Origin of the sequence: Pseudomonas sp. B707, from assembly GCF_022496685.1 — a bacterium.
Taxonomy (GTDB): Bacteria; Pseudomonadota; Gammaproteobacteria; order Pseudomonadales; family Pseudomonadaceae; genus Aquipseudomonas; species Aquipseudomonas paraglycinae.
The window spans coordinates 69,304-85,764 of sequence record NZ_WTVE01000023.1; the positions used below are offsets into that span (position 1 = coordinate 69,304).

The 16,461-nt window shown below is 59.6% G+C and carries 15 protein-coding genes; 9 read left to right on the forward strand and 6 right to left on the reverse strand.

The genetic code is table 11. The annotated features are described in order from the left end of the window. Nucleotides 1-14: 14 nt before the first annotated feature. From rfbD to rfbB, 4 genes are read right to left on the reverse strand one after another with little or no spacing between them, the layout of a single operon-like run. Nucleotides 15-884, reverse strand: coding sequence for a dTDP-4-dehydrorhamnose reductase (gene rfbD / locus GQX66_RS10735; RefSeq protein ID WP_085746354.1), 870 nt, complete (start codon nt 882-884; stop codon nt 15-17). After that, on the reverse strand, nt 881-1,426 hold the full coding sequence (gene rfbC / locus GQX66_RS10740; RefSeq protein ID WP_240868810.1) for a dTDP-4-dehydrorhamnose 3,5-epimerase: 546 nt from the start codon (nt 1,424-1,426) through the stop codon (nt 881-883). The genes rfbD and rfbC overlap by 4 nt, the downstream gene beginning before the upstream one ends. Then, nucleotides 1,423-2,298: a glucose-1-phosphate thymidylyltransferase RfbA gene (rfbA, locus tag GQX66_RS10745; RefSeq protein WP_240868825.1), complete on the reverse strand. Its 876-nt coding sequence runs from the start codon at nt 2,296-2,298 to the stop codon at nt 1,423-1,425. The genes rfbC and rfbA overlap by 4 nt, the downstream gene beginning before the upstream one ends. After that, the gene (gene rfbB, locus GQX66_RS10750; protein WP_236187828.1) at nt 2,295-3,380 is read right to left on the reverse strand and encodes a dTDP-glucose 4,6-dehydratase; all 1,086 of its coding nucleotides are present in this window, start codon (nt 3,378-3,380) and stop codon (nt 2,295-2,297) included. Before rfbB ends, rfbA begins: the two co-directional genes overlap by 4 nt. Nucleotides 3,381-3,652: 272 nt before the next feature. On the opposite strand from rfbB, the gene GQX66_RS10755 reads away from it, so the two are divergent. The 3 genes from GQX66_RS10755 to GQX66_RS10765 all read left to right on the forward strand — a co-directional run bounded on the left by GQX66_RS10755 (nt 3,653) and on the right by GQX66_RS10765 (nt 8,308). After that, the gene (locus GQX66_RS10755; RefSeq protein ID WP_240868828.1) at nt 3,653-6,565 is read left to right on the forward strand and encodes an aminotransferase; all 2,913 of its coding nucleotides are present in this window, start codon (nt 3,653-3,655) and stop codon (nt 6,563-6,565) included. A gap of 178 nt (nt 6,566-6,743) precedes the next feature. Continuing rightward, nucleotides 6,744-7,850: an agmatine deiminase gene (gene aguA / locus GQX66_RS10760; protein WP_134021975.1), complete on the forward strand. Its 1,107-nt coding sequence runs from the start codon at nt 6,744-6,746 to the stop codon at nt 7,848-7,850. A gap of 245 nt (nt 7,851-8,095) precedes the next feature. Then, the gene (locus GQX66_RS10765; protein WP_102687846.1) at nt 8,096-8,308 is read left to right on the forward strand and encodes a hypothetical protein; all 213 of its coding nucleotides are present in this window, start codon (nt 8,096-8,098) and stop codon (nt 8,306-8,308) included. A gap of 64 nt (nt 8,309-8,372) precedes the next feature. Here the strand turns inward: GQX66_RS10765 and GQX66_RS10770 are convergent, their stop codons facing one another. Further along, complete coding sequence (locus GQX66_RS10770; protein ID WP_134021977.1) at nt 8,373-10,463, reverse strand: TonB-dependent siderophore receptor; 2,091 nt, start codon at nt 10,461-10,463, stop codon at nt 8,373-8,375. Nucleotides 10,464-10,718: 255 nt separating this feature from the next. On the opposite strand from GQX66_RS10770, the gene GQX66_RS10775 reads away from it, so the two are divergent. The 6 genes from GQX66_RS10775 to GQX66_RS10800 all read left to right on the forward strand — a co-directional run bounded on the left by GQX66_RS10775 (nt 10,719) and on the right by GQX66_RS10800 (nt 15,437). Further along, nucleotides 10,719-11,387 (forward strand): DsbA family protein, encoded by a 669-nt coding sequence (locus GQX66_RS10775; RefSeq protein ID WP_085746361.1) that lies wholly within the window; start codon nt 10,719-10,721, stop codon nt 11,385-11,387. Between the two features lie 299 nt (nt 11,388-11,686). Beyond that, entirely contained in the window at nt 11,687-12,991 is a 1,305-nt protein-coding gene (locus GQX66_RS10780; protein ID WP_085746362.1) for an OprD family porin, read from the forward strand. 233 nt (nt 12,992-13,224) lie between these two features. After that, nucleotides 13,225-13,971 carry a 2OG-Fe dioxygenase family protein gene (locus GQX66_RS10785; RefSeq protein WP_085608635.1) on the forward strand — a complete coding sequence of 249 codons (747 nt, stop codon included), beginning with the start codon at nt 13,225-13,227 and terminating at the stop codon, nt 13,969-13,971. A 79-nt stretch (nt 13,972-14,050) separates the two neighbouring features. Beyond that, nucleotides 14,051-14,428, forward strand: coding sequence for a GNAT family N-acetyltransferase (locus GQX66_RS10790; RefSeq protein ID WP_007952618.1), 378 nt, complete (start codon nt 14,051-14,053; stop codon nt 14,426-14,428). After that, a complete protein-coding gene (locus GQX66_RS10795) occupies nt 14,425-15,141 on the forward strand; it encodes an AzlC family ABC transporter permease (RefSeq protein ID WP_085702720.1) in 717 nt (238 codons plus the stop codon). The genes GQX66_RS10790 and GQX66_RS10795 overlap by 4 nt, the downstream gene beginning before the upstream one ends. Further along, nucleotides 15,120-15,437: an AzlD domain-containing protein gene (locus GQX66_RS10800; RefSeq protein ID WP_007952614.1), complete on the forward strand. Its 318-nt coding sequence runs from the start codon at nt 15,120-15,122 to the stop codon at nt 15,435-15,437. Before GQX66_RS10795 ends, GQX66_RS10800 begins: the two co-directional genes overlap by 22 nt. On the opposite strand, the gene GQX66_RS10805 is transcribed toward GQX66_RS10800, so the two are convergent. Next, a complete protein-coding gene (locus GQX66_RS10805; protein WP_085712740.1) occupies nt 15,354-16,280 on the reverse strand; it encodes a LysR family transcriptional regulator in 927 nt (308 codons plus the stop codon). The genes GQX66_RS10800 and GQX66_RS10805 overlap by 84 nt on opposite strands. Nucleotides 16,281-16,461: the final 181 nt, after the last annotated feature.

Here is a 16,461-nt window from a genome sequence, read left to right on the forward strand (position 1 = left end):
CAGGCGCATTATGCCTAGGCTTGCCCGGCAAGACACTCGTGCAGCGCGGTTTGCCAGTCCGGCAGACTGACGCCCCACTCACGCTGCAGGCGACTGCAGTCCAGACGCGAATTCAAGGGACGTGCAGCAGGCGTCGGATAGTCGCTGGAAGGGATCGGTATCAGTTCTGCGCACGGTTTGCCCTGTTCACGCAGCGCTGCGCCAATAGCCTGGGCGAAACCGAACCACGAGGTATGCCCGCCGGCCGTCAGGTGGTAGGTGCCCCAGACCCCGGGTTGCCCTGACTGCCAGCGTTCGATAAGTGCCAGGGTGCTCTGGGCAATGGTGCCCGCCCAGGTGGGGGCTCCGACCTGATCGGCGACGACCCGCAATTGTGGTTTTTCCTGGAGCAATCGCTGCATGGTCAACAGGAAGTTCCGGCCATGGGTGGAGTAAACCCAACTGGTTCGCAGAATCAGGTGTTGCCCCTGAACGTCGGCGATGGCTTGCTCGCCTGCCAGCTTGCTTTTGCCATAGACACTCAGCGGGGCTGGTACATCGGATTCGTTGTAGGGCTCTGGCTGGCTGCCGTCAAAGACGTAATCGGTGGAGTAATGAATCAGCGGCGCACCAAGCCGTGCTGCTTCCTCGGCCAAGACACCGGGCCCTGTCGCATTGATGGCGAAAGCCAGCTCGGGCTCGCTTTCTGCCTGGTCGACTGCAGTATGGGCCGCAGCGTTGATAATCAGATCGGGAGCGATCTGTCTGACCTGCTGGCGGATTTGCGCGGGCTGAGCCAGGTCAAGCCGGTCACGCCCGAGCACGATCAGATCGCCTGTATCGGCCAGGCGCAACTGCAGCTCTTTCGAGACCTGACCCTGCTGTCCACAGATGAGGATTTTCATGGGAACAGGTCAGCCTCGTTCAGGCTTTTACCGTTCTGATCCTTGGCCGAGAGCTGCGGAGCAGATTCGAGTTGCCAGTCGATGTCCAGCGTCGGGTCGTCCCAGCGAATACATCGCTCGGCAGACGGCGTGTAATAGTCGGTGGTCTTGTAGAGAAATTCGGCAACCTCGCTCAGCACGACAAAACCGTGGGCGAAGCCTTCGGGTATCCAGAGTTGGCGACGATTGTCTGCCGACAGGCGCAGGGTGAGCGATTTGCCGAAGTGCGGCGAGCTGCGCCGGATATCCACGACAACGTCGAGCACTTCACCGACGGTCACTCGCACCAGTTTCCCCTGGGTGTTTTCCAACTGATAGTGCAGACCACGCAATACGCCTTTCTGCGAGCGCGAATGGTTGTCCTGTACGAACTGCGCATTCACGCCCGTCGCTTCGGCAAACGCCTTGGAATTAAAGCTCTCGTAGAAAAAGCCGCGTTCGTCACCAAACACTTTGGGTTCGATGACCATGACGCCGGGCAGATCGGTTTCGATCACGTTCATTGGTTTTCTCCGGCAATCGAATACAGGTACTGGCCATAGCCGGTCTTGCCGAAGTACTGCGCGCGCTCGAGCAGATGTTCGCGGCTGATCCACCTGTTCAGATAGGCAATCTCTTCCAGGCACGCGACTTTGAGGCCCTGGCGGTGTTCGATGGTCTGCACATACTGGGAGGCTTCAAGCAGGCTGTCGTGAGTACCGGTGTCGAGCCAGGCGAACCCGCGTCCGAAACGCTCGACCTGCAGATCGCCACGCTGCAAATACGCGTTGTTGACGTCGGTGATTTCCAGTTCGCCACGCTGCGATGGTTTGACTGCCTTGGCGATCCTGATCACGTCGTTATCGTAGAAGTACAGACCCGTCACCGCGTAGCTGGACTTGGGCTTTGCGGGTTTCTCTTCGATGGACAGGGCGCGCCCTTCGCGGTCGAAGTCGATCACGCCGAAGCGCTCTGGATCCTTGACCCAATAGCCGAACACTGTTGCGCCGTGAGGTTTGCGGGCGGCTTTCTTCAACTGTTCGCTGAAGGATTGGCCGTGGAAAATGTTGTCGCCGAGAATCAGGCACACCGGATCATTACCAATGAACTGCTCGCCGATCAGAAAGGCCTGGGCCAGTCCGTCGGGGGATGGCTGCTCGGCATAGCTGAACGAGACCCCGAACTGGCTTCCATCGCCCAGCAGGTTGCGGTATTGCGGAAGATCCTGCGGGGTGGAGATGATCAGGATGTCCTTGATCCCGGCCAGCATCAGCACCGAGATCGGGTAGTAGATCATCGGTTTGTCGTAGACCGGCAACAGCTGTTTGGATACGCCGAGCGTGATTGGATGCAAACGTGTGCCGGAACCTCCGGCGAGAACTATGCCCTTCATCATGCGAGCAGATCCTTGATGTCGGTGGAACCCAGGCGTTCGCCCTGATAGCTGCCGTCCTGAACGCGTCGGCACCATTGACGGTTGTCCAGATACCACTGAACGGTTTTGCGCAGGCCGGTCTCGAACGTTTCTTCAGGGACCCAACCCAGTTCGCGTTCGATCTTGCCGGCGTCAATGGCGTAACGCAGGTCGTGACCGGGACGGTCCTTGACGAAAGTGATCAGGTCAGCGAATCGAGCGAAGCCCTGAGGCTTGTTGTTCGGTGCCAACTCTTCGAGCAATGAGCAGATGGCGTGCACCACCTCAATGTTCTTTTGTTCGTTGTGTCCGCCAATATTGTAGGTTTCACCCACCGCGCCTTCGGTGACCACTTTCAACAGCGCCCGGGCATGATCGTCGACGAACAGCCAGTCACGGACTTGCTGACCGTTGCCATACACCGGCAGTGGCTTGCCGGCCAGTGCGTTGAGAATCACCAGCGGGATCAGCTTTTCCGGAAAGTGGTAGGGCCCGTAATTGTTCGAGCAATTGGTCAGCAGGACGGGCAGTCCATAAGTGCGGTGCCACGCCCGGACAAGATGATCGGACGCCGCCTTGCTTGCGGAATAGGGCGAGCTGGGGGCGTAGGGAGTTGTTTCGGTGAACAGATCGTCGATGCCATGCAGGTCGCCGTAGACCTCGTCGGTCGATATATGGTGAAAGCGGAAGGCACTTTTTTCCGGCTCGGCCAGGCCCTGCCAGTAGGCACGGGCCGCTTCCAGCAGGCTGTAAGTACCGACGATATTGGTCTGAATGAAGTCCGACGGCCCATCGATGGATCGGTCGACATGGGATTCGGCAGCCAGATGCATGATCGCATGAGGCTGGAAGCGCTTGAGCAGGGTGCTCACTGTGGACTGATCGACGATATCGGCTTGCACAAATTCGTAACGGCTGTTGTCGGCGATGCTCGTAAGCGATTCGAGATTGCCGGCGTAAGTCAGTTTGTCGAGGTTCAACACCTCGTGAGCCGTGTTGCAAATCAGGTGGCGAACCAGTGCGGAGCCAATGAAGCCGGCACCACCGGTGACGAGAATACGCATGCAGGTTGGCCTTTTTCCGTAAGACTATAAAGCGAGTGGAGCATAGCTTGTCGGCAGGGGAGGGGCGGCACAAGAGGGTTGCCCGCGGTATTTTGTCCGCGCAGCTCTGTGCCGGCGGGTATTCGACGTACGGAAGCCGGGCGCACTCCATCCAATGGAGCAGCGGCGGCCGAGTGAAACAGGGCAGTGATCGGCGCGGGGTTTACGGGGGGTTGATTATCCATCGGTGCAGTGGCGATATAGGCGCCTAATAAAATTTCAGGGGTCGTTCCATGTCGTTCGCCACGTTGATTCATCGCGCCAGTCTTCCGGGCCCACAGGTCACTGCAGAGCAGGCCTTGCAGGTTCTGACGCAGCATTACGGGCTGAGCGGCAAGTTGCAGGCGCTGGGCAGCCAGCAGGACCTCAATTATCGCGTGGACAGCGAACGCGGGCGATTCGTGCTGAAGATCTGCCGGGGCGACTATTCGCTGGTGGAACTGCAGGCCCAGCACGCGGGGCTGAGGTACCTGGCCGATCATGGCGCTGTGCAGGTTCCTCGGGTGATCCCGGCCAACGACGGCCAGGACCTGTTGTCGCTGGAGATCGGCGGCGAAGCGGTGCATGTACGTCTGCTCGATTACATCGAGGGCCAGCCGCTGACAGCTCTCGATCACCTTGGCCACGATGTCGTCGCCGGTTTCGGCCGGCTCTGCGGCGAAATGGATCTGGCCCTGGCCGGGTTCGACCATCCGGGACTCGAGCGCACGTTGCAATGGGACGCGCGCCATGCCAGCGCACTGATCGAGCACCTGCTGCCGGTCATCGAAGACGAACGCCAACGCGCGCTGATCGCCGAGGCTGCCGCACAGGCCAGGCTTCGTTTGCAGCCGCTGCTGGAAAAGCTGCCGGTGCAGGCGATCCACATGGACATCACCGACGACAACGTAGTCTGGCAGCGTGATGCCCGGCGGCACTGGCAGTTACAGGGCGTCATCGATTTCGGCGATCTGGTGCGCACCTGGCGTATCACCGATCTGTCGGTCACCTGCGCCGCGTTGCTGCATCATGCCGCCGGCGATCCGTTTGTGATCCTGCCGGCCGTGCAGGCCTATCACGCGGTCAATCCGCTGCAACACGAAGAACTGCTGGCGCTGTGGCCGCTGATCGTGGCGCGGGCGGCGGTGCTGGTGCTCAGTGGCGAGCAACAGGTCAGCATCGATCCGGGCAATACCTACAGCCGCGATAATCTGAACCACGAGTGGGAGATCTTCCGGGTCGCCACCTCTGTGCCTCTGGCCTTGATGGAGGCGGCGATTCTCACGGCGGTCGGCCAGACCTTGCCGACCATCGACAGTGAAGGCTTTGCGCCGTTGTTGCCCGGTCTGGTCGGGCGCGAATTCGCGTTGATCGATCTGGGTGTGTTGAGCGCGCACTTCGAGGCGGGCAATTGGGAGCAGCCTGGCATCGATCAGCGCCTGTTGAGTGAAGCAGCGGCCATTCACGGTCTGGCGGCCAGTCGATACGGGCAATACCGGTTGTCGCGCACCCGGCCCGACAGCGCCGATGAGCCAGAGACATTCCCGCTGCACGTTGAATTGCATGTGCCCCAGGGTTCGACGGTGGAAGCGCCGTTTGCTGGCATACTTCACCTGTCGGCCGACGGCGCGCTGCGACTCGATGGCCCGCAATTGAGCCTGCACTTGCTGGGCGTGAAACCTTCATTGCACAGTGGCGCAGCGCTGGTCAAAGGCCAGGTACTGGGTTCGGTGGACGGTCCCTTGATCGTGCAATTGATTCGCGGCGCACAGCTGGAAGCGCCGCTGTTCTGTACACCATCACGCGCGTTGGCGTGGCAGGCGTTGTCCCCCTCGCCGGCCGCACTGCTGGGCCTGGCCTGCGACGCCGAACCCGAGCTGGACGCAGCTACCTTGCTTGCGCGCCGCGACGCCAGTTTTGCCCGCACCCAAAAGCACTATTACGTCGACCCGCCGCGCATCGAGCGCGGCTGGCGCAATCACCTGATCGACATGCAGGGCCGTTCCTACCTCGACATGCTCAACAACGTCGCGGTGCTCGGCCACGGTCACCCGCGCATGGCGGCGGTCGCGAGCCGGCAGTGGTCGCTGCTCAATACCAACTCGCGATTCAACTATGCGGCGGTCGCCGAGTTTTCCGAGCGCTTGCTGAAACTGGCGCCGGAGGGCATGGATCGGGTGTTCCTGGTCAACAGCGGCAGCGAGGCTAACGATCTGGCGATCCGCCTGGCGTGGGCCGCCAGCGGTGGGCGCGACATGATCAGCGTGCTGGAGGCCTATCACGGCTGGACGGTGGGCGCGGACGCAGTGTCGACCTCGATTGCCGATAACCCGAAGGCCCTGAGCAGTCGCCCGGACTGGGTGCATGCGGTGACCGCGCCCAACACCTATCGCGGCGAATTTCGCGGCCCGGATTCGGCGCCGGATTATGTGCGCAGTGTCGAACATCATCTGGCGAAGATCGACGAGCAGAAACGCCAACTCGCCGGGTTCATCTGCGAGCCGGTCTACGGCAATGCGGGCGGGATCTCGCTACCGCCGGGCTACCTCAAGAAAGTCTATGAACTGGTGCGCGCCCGGGGCGGCGTGTGCATCGCCGATGAGGTGCAGGTCGGTTACGGGCGCATGGGCCACTTCTTCTGGGGCTTCGAAGAGCAAGGCGTGGTGCCGGACATCATCACCATGGCCAAAGGCATGGGCAACGGCCAGCCGCTGGGCGCGGTGATCACCCGCCGGGAAATCGCCGAGGCGCTGGAGGCCGAGGGCTATTTCTTCTCGTCCGCTGGCGGCAGTCCGGTGAGCTGCCAGATCGGCATGGCGGTGCTCGACGTCATGGAAGAAGAAAAACTCTGGGAAAACGCCCAGGTGGTCGGCGCTCATTTCAAGGCCCGGCTGGAGGCGTTGATCGATCAATATCCGTTGGTCGGCGCGGTGCACGGTTCCGGGTTCTATCTGGGGGTCGAGCTGATCCGCAATCGGGAAACCCTGGAACCGGCGACCGAGGAAACCACGCGGTTGTGTGATCGCCTGCGGGAGCTGGGGATTTTCATGCAGCCAACCGGCGATTATCTGAACGTCCTGAAGATCAAGCCGCCGATGGTCACCTCGCGTCAGAGCGTGGATTTCTTTGTCGACATGCTGGCGAAGGTGCTGGAAGAAGGGCTCTGAGGCGATCCGGAACGGGCAAATACCGATTTGTATCGGTATTTGTCGGGTTAAAACGAGATTGTTTTTTATTTATGGCTTCTAAAGCCGATATTTATCGTTTATAAAGTCGCCATAGTCCGTCGTCCAACCCTGTACGGCGTGTTGAAAACCCTCGACGGTTCCCTGGAGTCTGATCGACATGACCACATTGAAAAGCACACCACGCGCCGATGGCTTCTACATGCCGGCCGAATGGGCACCGCAAACCCAGACCTGGATGATCTGGCCCGAGCGTCCGGACAACTGGCGTCTGGGCGGCAAGCCGGCGCAGGCCGCTCACGCCGCCGTGGCCAAGGCCATCGCGCGTTTCGAACCGGTCACCGTGGCGGTCTCCGCCGGCCAGTACGAAAACGCTCGCGCTCGCCTCGACGTGCCGAATATCCGCGTGGTCGAGATGTCCAGCGATGACGCCTGGGTTCGCGACAGTGGTCCGACCTTCGTGATCAACAACAGCGGCGAAGTGCGCGGCGTGAACTGGGACTTCAACGCCTGGGGTGGTTTTGACGGCGGCCTGTATTCGCCGTGGAACCGTGATTCTCAGGTCGGCGGCAAGATCCTCGAAATCGAGCGCAGCCCGCGCTATCGCACCGAAGGCTTCGTGCTCGAAGGCGGCTCGATTCACGTCGACGGCGAAGGCACCCTGATCACCACCGAAGAATGTCTGCTCAACCGCAATCGCAACCCTCACCTGCGTCGCGAAGAGATCGAAGCGGTGCTCAGCGAAAACCTGTCGGTGGACAAGATCATCTGGCTGCCGGATGGCCTGTTCAACGACGAAACCGACGGCCATGTGGATAACTTCTGCTGCTACGTGCGTCCGGGCGAAGTGCTGCTGGCGTGGACCGACGATCCGCAGGATCCGAACTACCCGCGCTGCCAGGCCGCGATGAAAGTGCTGGAAAGCAGCACCGACGCCAAGGGCCGCCCGTTCACGGTGCACAAGATGCCGATTCCGGGGCCGCTGTTTGCCACCGAAGAAGAGTGCGCGGGCGTGGATCCGGTGGACGGCACTCAGGAACGTAACCCGAGCGTGCGTCTGGCCGGTTCCTACGTGAACTTCCTGATCGTCAACGGCGGCATCATCGCGCCGAGCTTCGACGATCCGATGGACGCGCCGGCGCGGGAGATCCTGCAGAACCTGTTCCCGCAACATGAAGTGGTGATGGTGCCGGGCCGCGAACTGTTACTGGGCGGCGGCAACATTCACTGCCTTACCCAACAGCAACCCGCGCCGCACAAAGAGTGAGTGCGGATGTAACAGCTTGAGTTGATTGAAAAATCGACCGGTCAGTCATTCGTTGCCCACGCTTGAAGAGAAACCCGCAGCCCGTCAGGACTGCGGGTTTCTTTATGTCCGCTGGTCGACTATTTCATGACGTTGGCATAGCTCTTGTATCGCTCATTACGCACTAGGGAGGGGGGAGAACTTCAACAGTTCTGTCATAAACCTTGGATAACGTAGCCGCTCACGAACGGGGAGAGAGCGCTGAAATGAACGCCGAAGTGAACGTAATCAGCGAGCGGACGTTGCATCCCATGACGGTAAATAGTGAGTCGCTCCAGATTGTCGCGCACTGGTTGAAGTCCAATGGAACGCGTCAGATCAGGGAACCTGATCCGCGCCGGATGATGATCGAGCGTTACCCCGCTGGCCTGTTCAGCGAGGCCGAACTGGAAGCACTGTGGGATGTGATGGAAGGATAAGAAGAACAAACAAGGATTGTAAAAAGCGCTGCCGGGATGGCAGCGCTTTTTTTATGGGCGCGAATCAGAAGCTGTAGGTGCCGGTGACTACCAGGCTGCGCGGTGCGCCCGGCTGGATCTGGAACGCGCTGGTGGCCGACGAGTAATACTCGCGGTCGGTGATATTGTTCAGGGCCCCGCGCAGGTCCCAGTCCTTGTGGCGGTAGCCGACCAGTGCGTCCCAACGGCCATACCCCGGCAGCACGGTGGTGTTGGCGTTGTCGGCATAACGCTGGCCGACCAGGGTCAGGCCGGTTTCGGCGTACCAGCCCATTTCCGGTTTCCAGGTCAGGAACAGGCTGCCGTTGCGCTTGGCCACGTTGTTCACGCGTTTGCCTTCCAGGCCGTTGTTGTCCTTCTCGATGGTCGCGTCCTGCACGCCGACACCACCGCGCACATACCAGTTGCCGACGATCTTGCCGGTACCGGTCAGCTCGATCCCGCGCGAGCGTTGCAGACCGCTGAGCACGGTCAGGGTCGGGTCGTTCGGATCGGTGGTGCGGCGGTTGTAGAGTTCCAGCTCATAGACGGCGAGGGTGGTGCTCAGGCGATCGTCGAGCCAGTCGCTCTTCACGCCGATTTCTTTCTGCTTGGTCAGCTCCGGGCTCAGGTCATTGGTGTTACCGGCCGCGCCCGGGGTGATACCGATCAGACCACCGCCTACCGGCGAGAAAGTCTTGGTCCACGAGGCGTAGAACGAATGATTCTGCAGCGGCGTCCAGACCACGCCGAAACGCGGGCTGGTACTGTGGCTGTCACGGTCTTCGGAGATGTTGCGCAGCTTGTTGGTCGACTCGATATCGAAGGTGTCGTAGCGCAGGCCGGCCAGCAATTGCCATTGATCGTTCAGGCGCAGTTGATCCTGAACATAGACCGCGCGGCTTTCGACTTCGGTGTGGCTGCTGCTCGACACCTGCATGCGCCCGGTGTGGCGCAGGTCGCGGTTGGGGTTGTACAGATCCAGCGACGGCACGGCGGAACTGCCGCGCCCGGACGTGGCGGCGTTGTAGAGCGTCGGGTCGCGGCGCTGGCTGCCGGTTTCGAGGCCGGTCAGCAGGCGGTGCTCGAGGCCGAAAGTTTCGAATCCGCCTTCCAGCTCAACGTTGTTGAACACGTTACGGGTGGTCAGGTCCTGCTGCCAGTGCTGGCGGGTGACCTTCTGCGTCGCCGGGGTGTAACCGGTGAGGTAGGTGTTGTCGAAATCGCTGTCGAGCTTGAACACACCGAGCGTGTGGCGCAGCTGCCAGTTGTCGTTGATTTCATAAGCCAGTTTCGAGCGCAGGGATTGCGTTTTGTCGTCGATGAAATCGTGATCGTTGCCGTAGGTCGTGTCCCGGCCGACATCTGCCGGACGTCCACCGACCCCGGGAATGCCGCGATCCGGCGTGCGGTTGTAGCGGCTGTATTCGTATTGCACCAGCCAGTTCAGGTCAGGCGTGAGCTGCCAGCTCATCGACGGTGCAAACAGCTGGCGATTGCCGCTGACGCCGTCGCGGAAGCTGTTTTCGTCCATGTTGCCCATGTTCAGGCGCAGGCTGATGTTGTCGCTCGGGTCAGTGCTGAGATCGGCGTACAGGCTGCGCAGGTCTTCGCTGCCACCCTGGGCCTCGATGGTCGAGCGGCGACCGAATTCGGGTGCCTTGCTGACGCGGTTGACGATCCCGCCCTGGCTGCCACGGCCATACAACACAGCGGCGGGGCCCTTGAGCACTTCGACGCGTTCGATGTTGTGCAGGTCGCGCTTGTACTGGCTGTCGTCGCGGATGCCGTCCAGATAGAAGTCGTTGCTGGCGTCGAAGCCGCGGATGCGCAGGCTGTCGAAGCGCGTGTCGCCGCCGCTGCTGACGTTGGGAATACCGCTCAGGGCATCTTCGATGTCATTGATGCCGTAATCCGCGACATTGGCGGTCTTGATCGAATCGATCGCCTGCGGCACGTAACGCACCGGGGTGGAGGTGCGGGTCGCGGTGTTGCTGACCTTTACGCGCGGATCATCAACCTGCGCTTCTGCGCTGATCGACGTGGCGGGAAGCTCGGTCGCGGAGTAAGCGAAACCGGAGGACAAAAAGGCAGAAAGCCCAAGCGTGACGGGCGTGAGACGGAACGGGGCAGGCATTGAAAAGCGCATCCGAAAGGGTGAAAGAATTCGAGCGCGCGAATGGTAATGCTTTGCATTTACTCCCGTTAATTATTCCTGAAAGGTTCCGTGGTTTGATTGTGTCAATTTATTTCATGTTTGTGTCGGAGCGGACAACAAGCGCATTTGACCGATTGCCGAAACAGACTGAAAGCCATTCCGGCGTTTTTCCGCAACGACCGAGGGACTAATGTGCCGACATCGTTTTTCCCACCTTCTGAGCGGAGCTTTCCGATGACTCTTCATTACATCTACGACCCGCTGTGCGGCTGGTGCTATGGCGCCAAACCACTGGTGCAGGCCGCCCAGCAAGTGCTGCCCGTGATCGCCCACGCCGGCGGCATGATGACCGGCGCCAACCGCCAGAACGTTTCACCGCAACTGCGCAATTACGTGATGCCTCACGACCGACGCATTGCCGAATACACCGGTCAGCCCTTCGGCGAAGCTTATTTCGAAGGCCTGTTGCGCGATCACTCGGCGGTGTTTGATTCGGCACCACCGATTGCCGCTGTGATGGCAGCGGAAAAAATCGACGGTCGTGGCTTGGAGCTGCTTGGCCGTTTGCAGACTGCGCACTATGTCGAAGGGCGGCGAATTGCCGACGAAAGTGTGCTTGTGGAATACGCGGTAGAGCAGGGCTACAACGCCGATATGTTCTTGAACGCCGTGAAGTCCGTCGACACCGAACAACATATAAAGAACAGCCGTGCCCTGTTGGCAAAACTGGGTGGGCAGGGTTTTCCAACTTTCGCACTGGAACAGGACGGTCAGTTCACACTGGTAGATATCGGGCCGTGGCTGGGCAAGCCAGAAGCCTTCGCCCAATGGTTGAGTGAGTCGTTTACGCCTGCGCCAGGGACTGAAACCTTGCAGGTCTGTGGCCTAGATGGTTGCGCGTAATCCCGCATCAAAATCCCTGACTGCGAGCAATTCCGTGCACGAAGCCATCGCAAAATTTACTTTTTTTAGACGTTTTTCGCCTATTTAAAGACGATTCTTGAAATTGACACATTGTTGAGGGCGCGGCTACGATTCGGCCCAACGCCTGTGGCTAACCGCCATGACTCAAAATTAGGAGCAGGCCCGCCATGACATTGTCTTGAGCGGGTCTTTTTGTTTCGGGGTGAATAAAAGAGTGCAATAAGCGCCGTTTCAGCCGTTCGACACAGCGCGTTTCAACCCGTAATAAGGAAAACAAAATGTTGAACAAGCGAATCAGTCTGATCGCACTGGGGATGTTGAGTGCCACTTCGGCCATGGCTAACGACCAGGCCGAGTCCAAGGGTTTTGTGGAAGACAGCAGCCTCAAAGTGCTGCTGCGCAATGCCTACATCAATCGTGATTACAAAAACGGTAACGACGATAAAGCCGAGTGGGGCCAAGCGGCCATCGGTACGTTCTCGTCCGGTTTCACCCAGGGCACCGTCGGTGTGGGTGTGGACGCGTTCGGTCTGTACGCGCTGCGTCTGGACGGCGGCAAGGGCCGCAGCGGCGCCGGCGGTATCGACTTTTTCAAGCAAGACAACAACGGCAACCCGGCTGACGATCTGGCCAAGGGCGGCGCGGCAGTCAAATTCCGTTTCTCCAACACCGTGCTGACCTACGGTGACCAGATGCCGGCCCTGCCGGTGCTGAACTACGACAACTCCCGTCTGCTCCCAGAGAGCTACACCGGTACCTTGATCACTTCCAAAGAGATCAAAGGTCTGCAGCTGGATGCTGGCCGTTTCACCGCGGAATCGCGCAAGAGCGATGAAGGCCGTGACAGCGGTGGTCTGAAGTCGATCAACGTGTTGGGCGGTAGCTACCAGTTCACCGAAAACTTCAAGGGCGCGCTGTACGCTTCCGATGTCGAAGACGTGCTGAAGAAGCAATACGTGAACGCCAACTACGTGTTGCCGTTCAACAAGGATCAGTCCCTGACCCTGGACTTCAACGGCTACCGCACCAAGCTGGAAGACTCCTACATCCGCGAGAACACTGTACCGGGTAAAAGTATCGTCACTGGTGACGACAACAAAATCTGGAGCCTGGCAGCAACCTTCGCCACTGGTCCGCACTCGTTCACCGTGGCGCACCAGCGTTCCACCGGCGACAGTAACCTGGGCTACGCCTACGGCGGCTACCAGAAAGATCAACATCGTGTCGGGGACGGTGGCAACACCATCTACCTGGCCAACTCCTACTGGTCCGACTTCAACGCTGAAGACGAGCGCAGCTGGCAGTTGGGCTACGGCCTGGACTTCAGCGCATTCGGCGTACCGGGTCTGAGCTACAACTTCGCGTACGTGCGTGGCGACAACATCACCACGTCCACCAGCGAAGGCGGCACCGAGCGTGAGATCTTCAACCAGTTCAAGTACGTCGTGCAAAGTGGCCCGGCCAAAGATCTGAGCATCAAGCTGCGCAGCTCGATCCTGCGTGTTTCGCAGAAATCCAGCGAATACAACGTCAGCGGCAATGAGCTGCGTGTGTTCGTGGATTACCCGATCAACATCTTCTGATGATCGATTGAACCCGCGAAACGCGACAGAAAAACCCCGACTGGTTCGGGGTTTTTTTTTGACGCTTTTTGAAAAAACAGCATAAAAACCCGTGTTTTTGTCATTTGAAATGCACTTTCAAGCCGTTTCAAATCGCGTTTCAAACAGGGCTTTAAATGCCTGAAATTCTTTCTCATGGACGCAAATTCTCCACCTAATAGATTAGGCCGCTCAATGCAGCGGAGAATTTGGTAATGATCGTTTTAACCAGAGAAGTGGGCGAATCGCTACGGCGCGACAAGTACGCCAATGTGCAGGGTGCTGACTTCAATCTCTACGGTCATTTCGCCGACTTCGTCAGACTGACCAAAAGTTGGGAAAACATGGAGCCTGACAGTTACTACGGTCAGGCCGAAGCCGGCATGCGTTACCGTCGTTACAGCGACTTTGAATACAACCCCAAGACTCGCGAACTGAAGCAACTGGAACATCGCGCGTACGTGCAGTCCAAGGCCAACAACAGCTATGTGGGCGGCGTGGTGCGGCACTTCCAGGACTTCTCGGACGAAGTCATCAGCTCGCCGGTAATGCGCAGCCTGATCGACACCGATTTTGAAGTGTACAAAAGCGTGTTGCCGGAAGAACTGCACGATGAAATCTGGCAGTGCCAGATCCATCAGATCCGCATCGAGATCAAACCCGGCAAACAACTGGAAATCACCCCGGAAGGGATTCACTGCGACGGTTATCCGTTCAGCGGCGTGCACTTCTGGGGCCGCAACAATGTCGAGGGTGCGGAGAGTCGTCTGTACGACATCCACGAGCATCAACTGGCGTCGACCACCTACCAGGAAATCCTCGACACAACTTACTTCCTCGACCGCGACATGCGCCACTACGTGACCCCGGCGCGCAATACCCATACCCATGCCATGGCGTACCGGCAGATCCTGGCGATTTCCTTCTCGCGGCCCGGGACCGCTTTCGACATTGTTCGCTAATCAGATCACCCCAATCGACGGCGTCGAATGCTCGACGCCGGTGGTGCTGCGGCGCGCAACGGCCAAGGACGCGCAGCGCATGGAGCGCTTCTTCCGCCAGTTCGACGAAGTGTCGTTCTGTGAATGGCAGGACGCCAAATGCCTGCGCGGCGTGTTGATCCAGAAAACCACCACGGCCTATCTCGCCTTCGACGTCGAAGGCGAGATCGTCGGTGCGGTACTGGGCGGCATGCTGGGCAGTCGCGGCACGATCAACCATCTGGCGGTCAGCCTGCGCTATCGCAGCCAGGGTGTCGGCCAGCGGCTGGTGGAAGCGGCGTCGGCCGACATGAAACGGGTCGGTGTGCTGCGGATGTTTCTGTTCGTCGACGATGCTAACCTCGCGGGCAAGCGTTTCTGGACGGCCCAGGGTTTTTGCGAACCTCACGGCGAGCGGACATTTGAGAGGGATCTATGAATGAAACATCCGGCAGTGCGCCGCTGATGGTCGACCGTCAGCCATCGCGCACCTTTGCCGAAGCCAGCCCGGTGGTGGCCGGTTACTTCACCGTGTCGTTCGTGTTCGGGCTGATGGCCGTCAACGCCGGGCTACCGCTGTGGCTGCCGGTGGCCATGTGTCTGTTCGTGTATGCCGGGGCTTCGCAATTCGCGGCGCTGGCGCTGATCAGCAGCGGGGCATCGCTGACCACCATCGTGCTGACCACGTTTCTGATCAACGCGCGGCACATGCTGATGTCGGTCTACATGGCGAAGGCCCTGCGGGCGCTGGGCCTGAGCCGCATGGAGCGTTGGTGCTACGCCGGCGGTCTGACCGATGAATCGTTCGCCTTCCACAGCGTCAAACTGGGCACTGGTGCGCCGGTGAACATTCGCTATCTGATCGGCTTCAACCTGTTCTGCCACACCTCCTGGGTGATCGGCGGATTGCTCGGCGCCCTGTGTGCGCAGTACGCGTCGCACCTGATCAAATACCAGCTCGACTACGCGCTGACCGCGATGATGCTCTACGTGCTGGTTTCGCTCTGCAATACCCGCAACAAACTCATCGCCGCTATGGCTGCAGTGGTCTGCATGGGCGCACTGAGTCTGGTGGGCAGCTCGCCATTCAACGTTTTCATCGCCACGTTTGTGGGCTGCGGAGTGGGTGTATGCCTGACCAAACGTTCCTGATTCTGGTGGTCGCGCTGATGATGGCCGTGACCTTCCTGCCACGGGCCTTGCCGCTGCAGGTCAACACCGAGCACTGGCCGCCCTTCGTCGCCCGGGCGCTGGAATACTTGCCGGTGGCGATCGTCGCTGCGATCAGCCTGACACCCTTGTTGATCAAGGATCAGCACATACAGCTCGATCGCCCGGAATTCTATGCCGCGATTCCGACGCTGTTATGTGCGTATTTCAGCAAAAACCTCTTTCTCAGTGTGGCGGTTGGGACGGCTGCGTACATTGCGCTCGGCTCGTTCATGTAGCGGCAGATCGACCACGTCGTTCAACGCCTGGCCGGACAGATCCGGGTTGTTCACCGCCAGGCGCACTTCGAGGAAATCCTCGAACCCGGGGAAAATCGTCAGGCCGTTCTTCTGCGCGGCCTCGCGGGAGACCATGCCGACCGCGTCCATCTGGGTGATGAGCGACAAAGTCAGCGTTTCGCTGCAGGAGTAGATCGTCCGCTGACTGTTCTCGTGATTGCCCAGCCCGGCGTCGAGAAAACGTAAAAAGCTGTGGGAATACGGACAATCTTCTGCGGGACGCACCTGAAACTTGTTACCAAGCAACGTCAGCGGATCGTTCTCCTGACCACAGTGCGCGCCGACCACCTGCACCTGCACTTCAGGCAGGACAATGCTCGGCAAACCCGGACGCTGCGGGCCGATCAACACCGCAAGGTCGAAGTCCTCGTTCTTCAGCTTGCTGAGATTTTCCATCGACTCGGCGTAACTGAATTCCATCTGGTAGTCGGGAAACACATCGATCAGGCGTCCGATCAATCGCCGGTTGAAGTCCGGGTCCAGCGTGGTGTTCAACGCCACTTTCAACGTGCGCTGCCCCGGCACCTTCAAGGCTTCGACTTTCTCTTCCATCTGCCGCGTGGCAATCAGCACTCTGTCCATATAGGGCGTCAGCTCGGTGCCTTGCGGCGTCAGCGTCAGCCCCTTGTTGGATCGTCTAAACAAGCGGAAACCGAACTGCTCTTCGACCTTGTTCAACTGTGCGGCCAGGGCCTGCACGGTCAGGCACGAATGCTCGGCTGCGGCCGACAACGAGCCGGTCTGCACGATGCGCATGAGGTTGCGTAAGGTTCTGCTATCCATGGGTAATGCCCTCTGAAGTGGGCTGGGTATTGTTGTGTACGTGACGACCTGAACGGCGCCATTTGCCGGCTATATTCCTGCACCTGAGCATAGTTGTCGCGCAATTAGTAGCGAATTGATGTCCCCGCCGATGGCTGGAGGCTGACACAGGATCGGGTTTTTTGGTGACGTGGGGGTGATT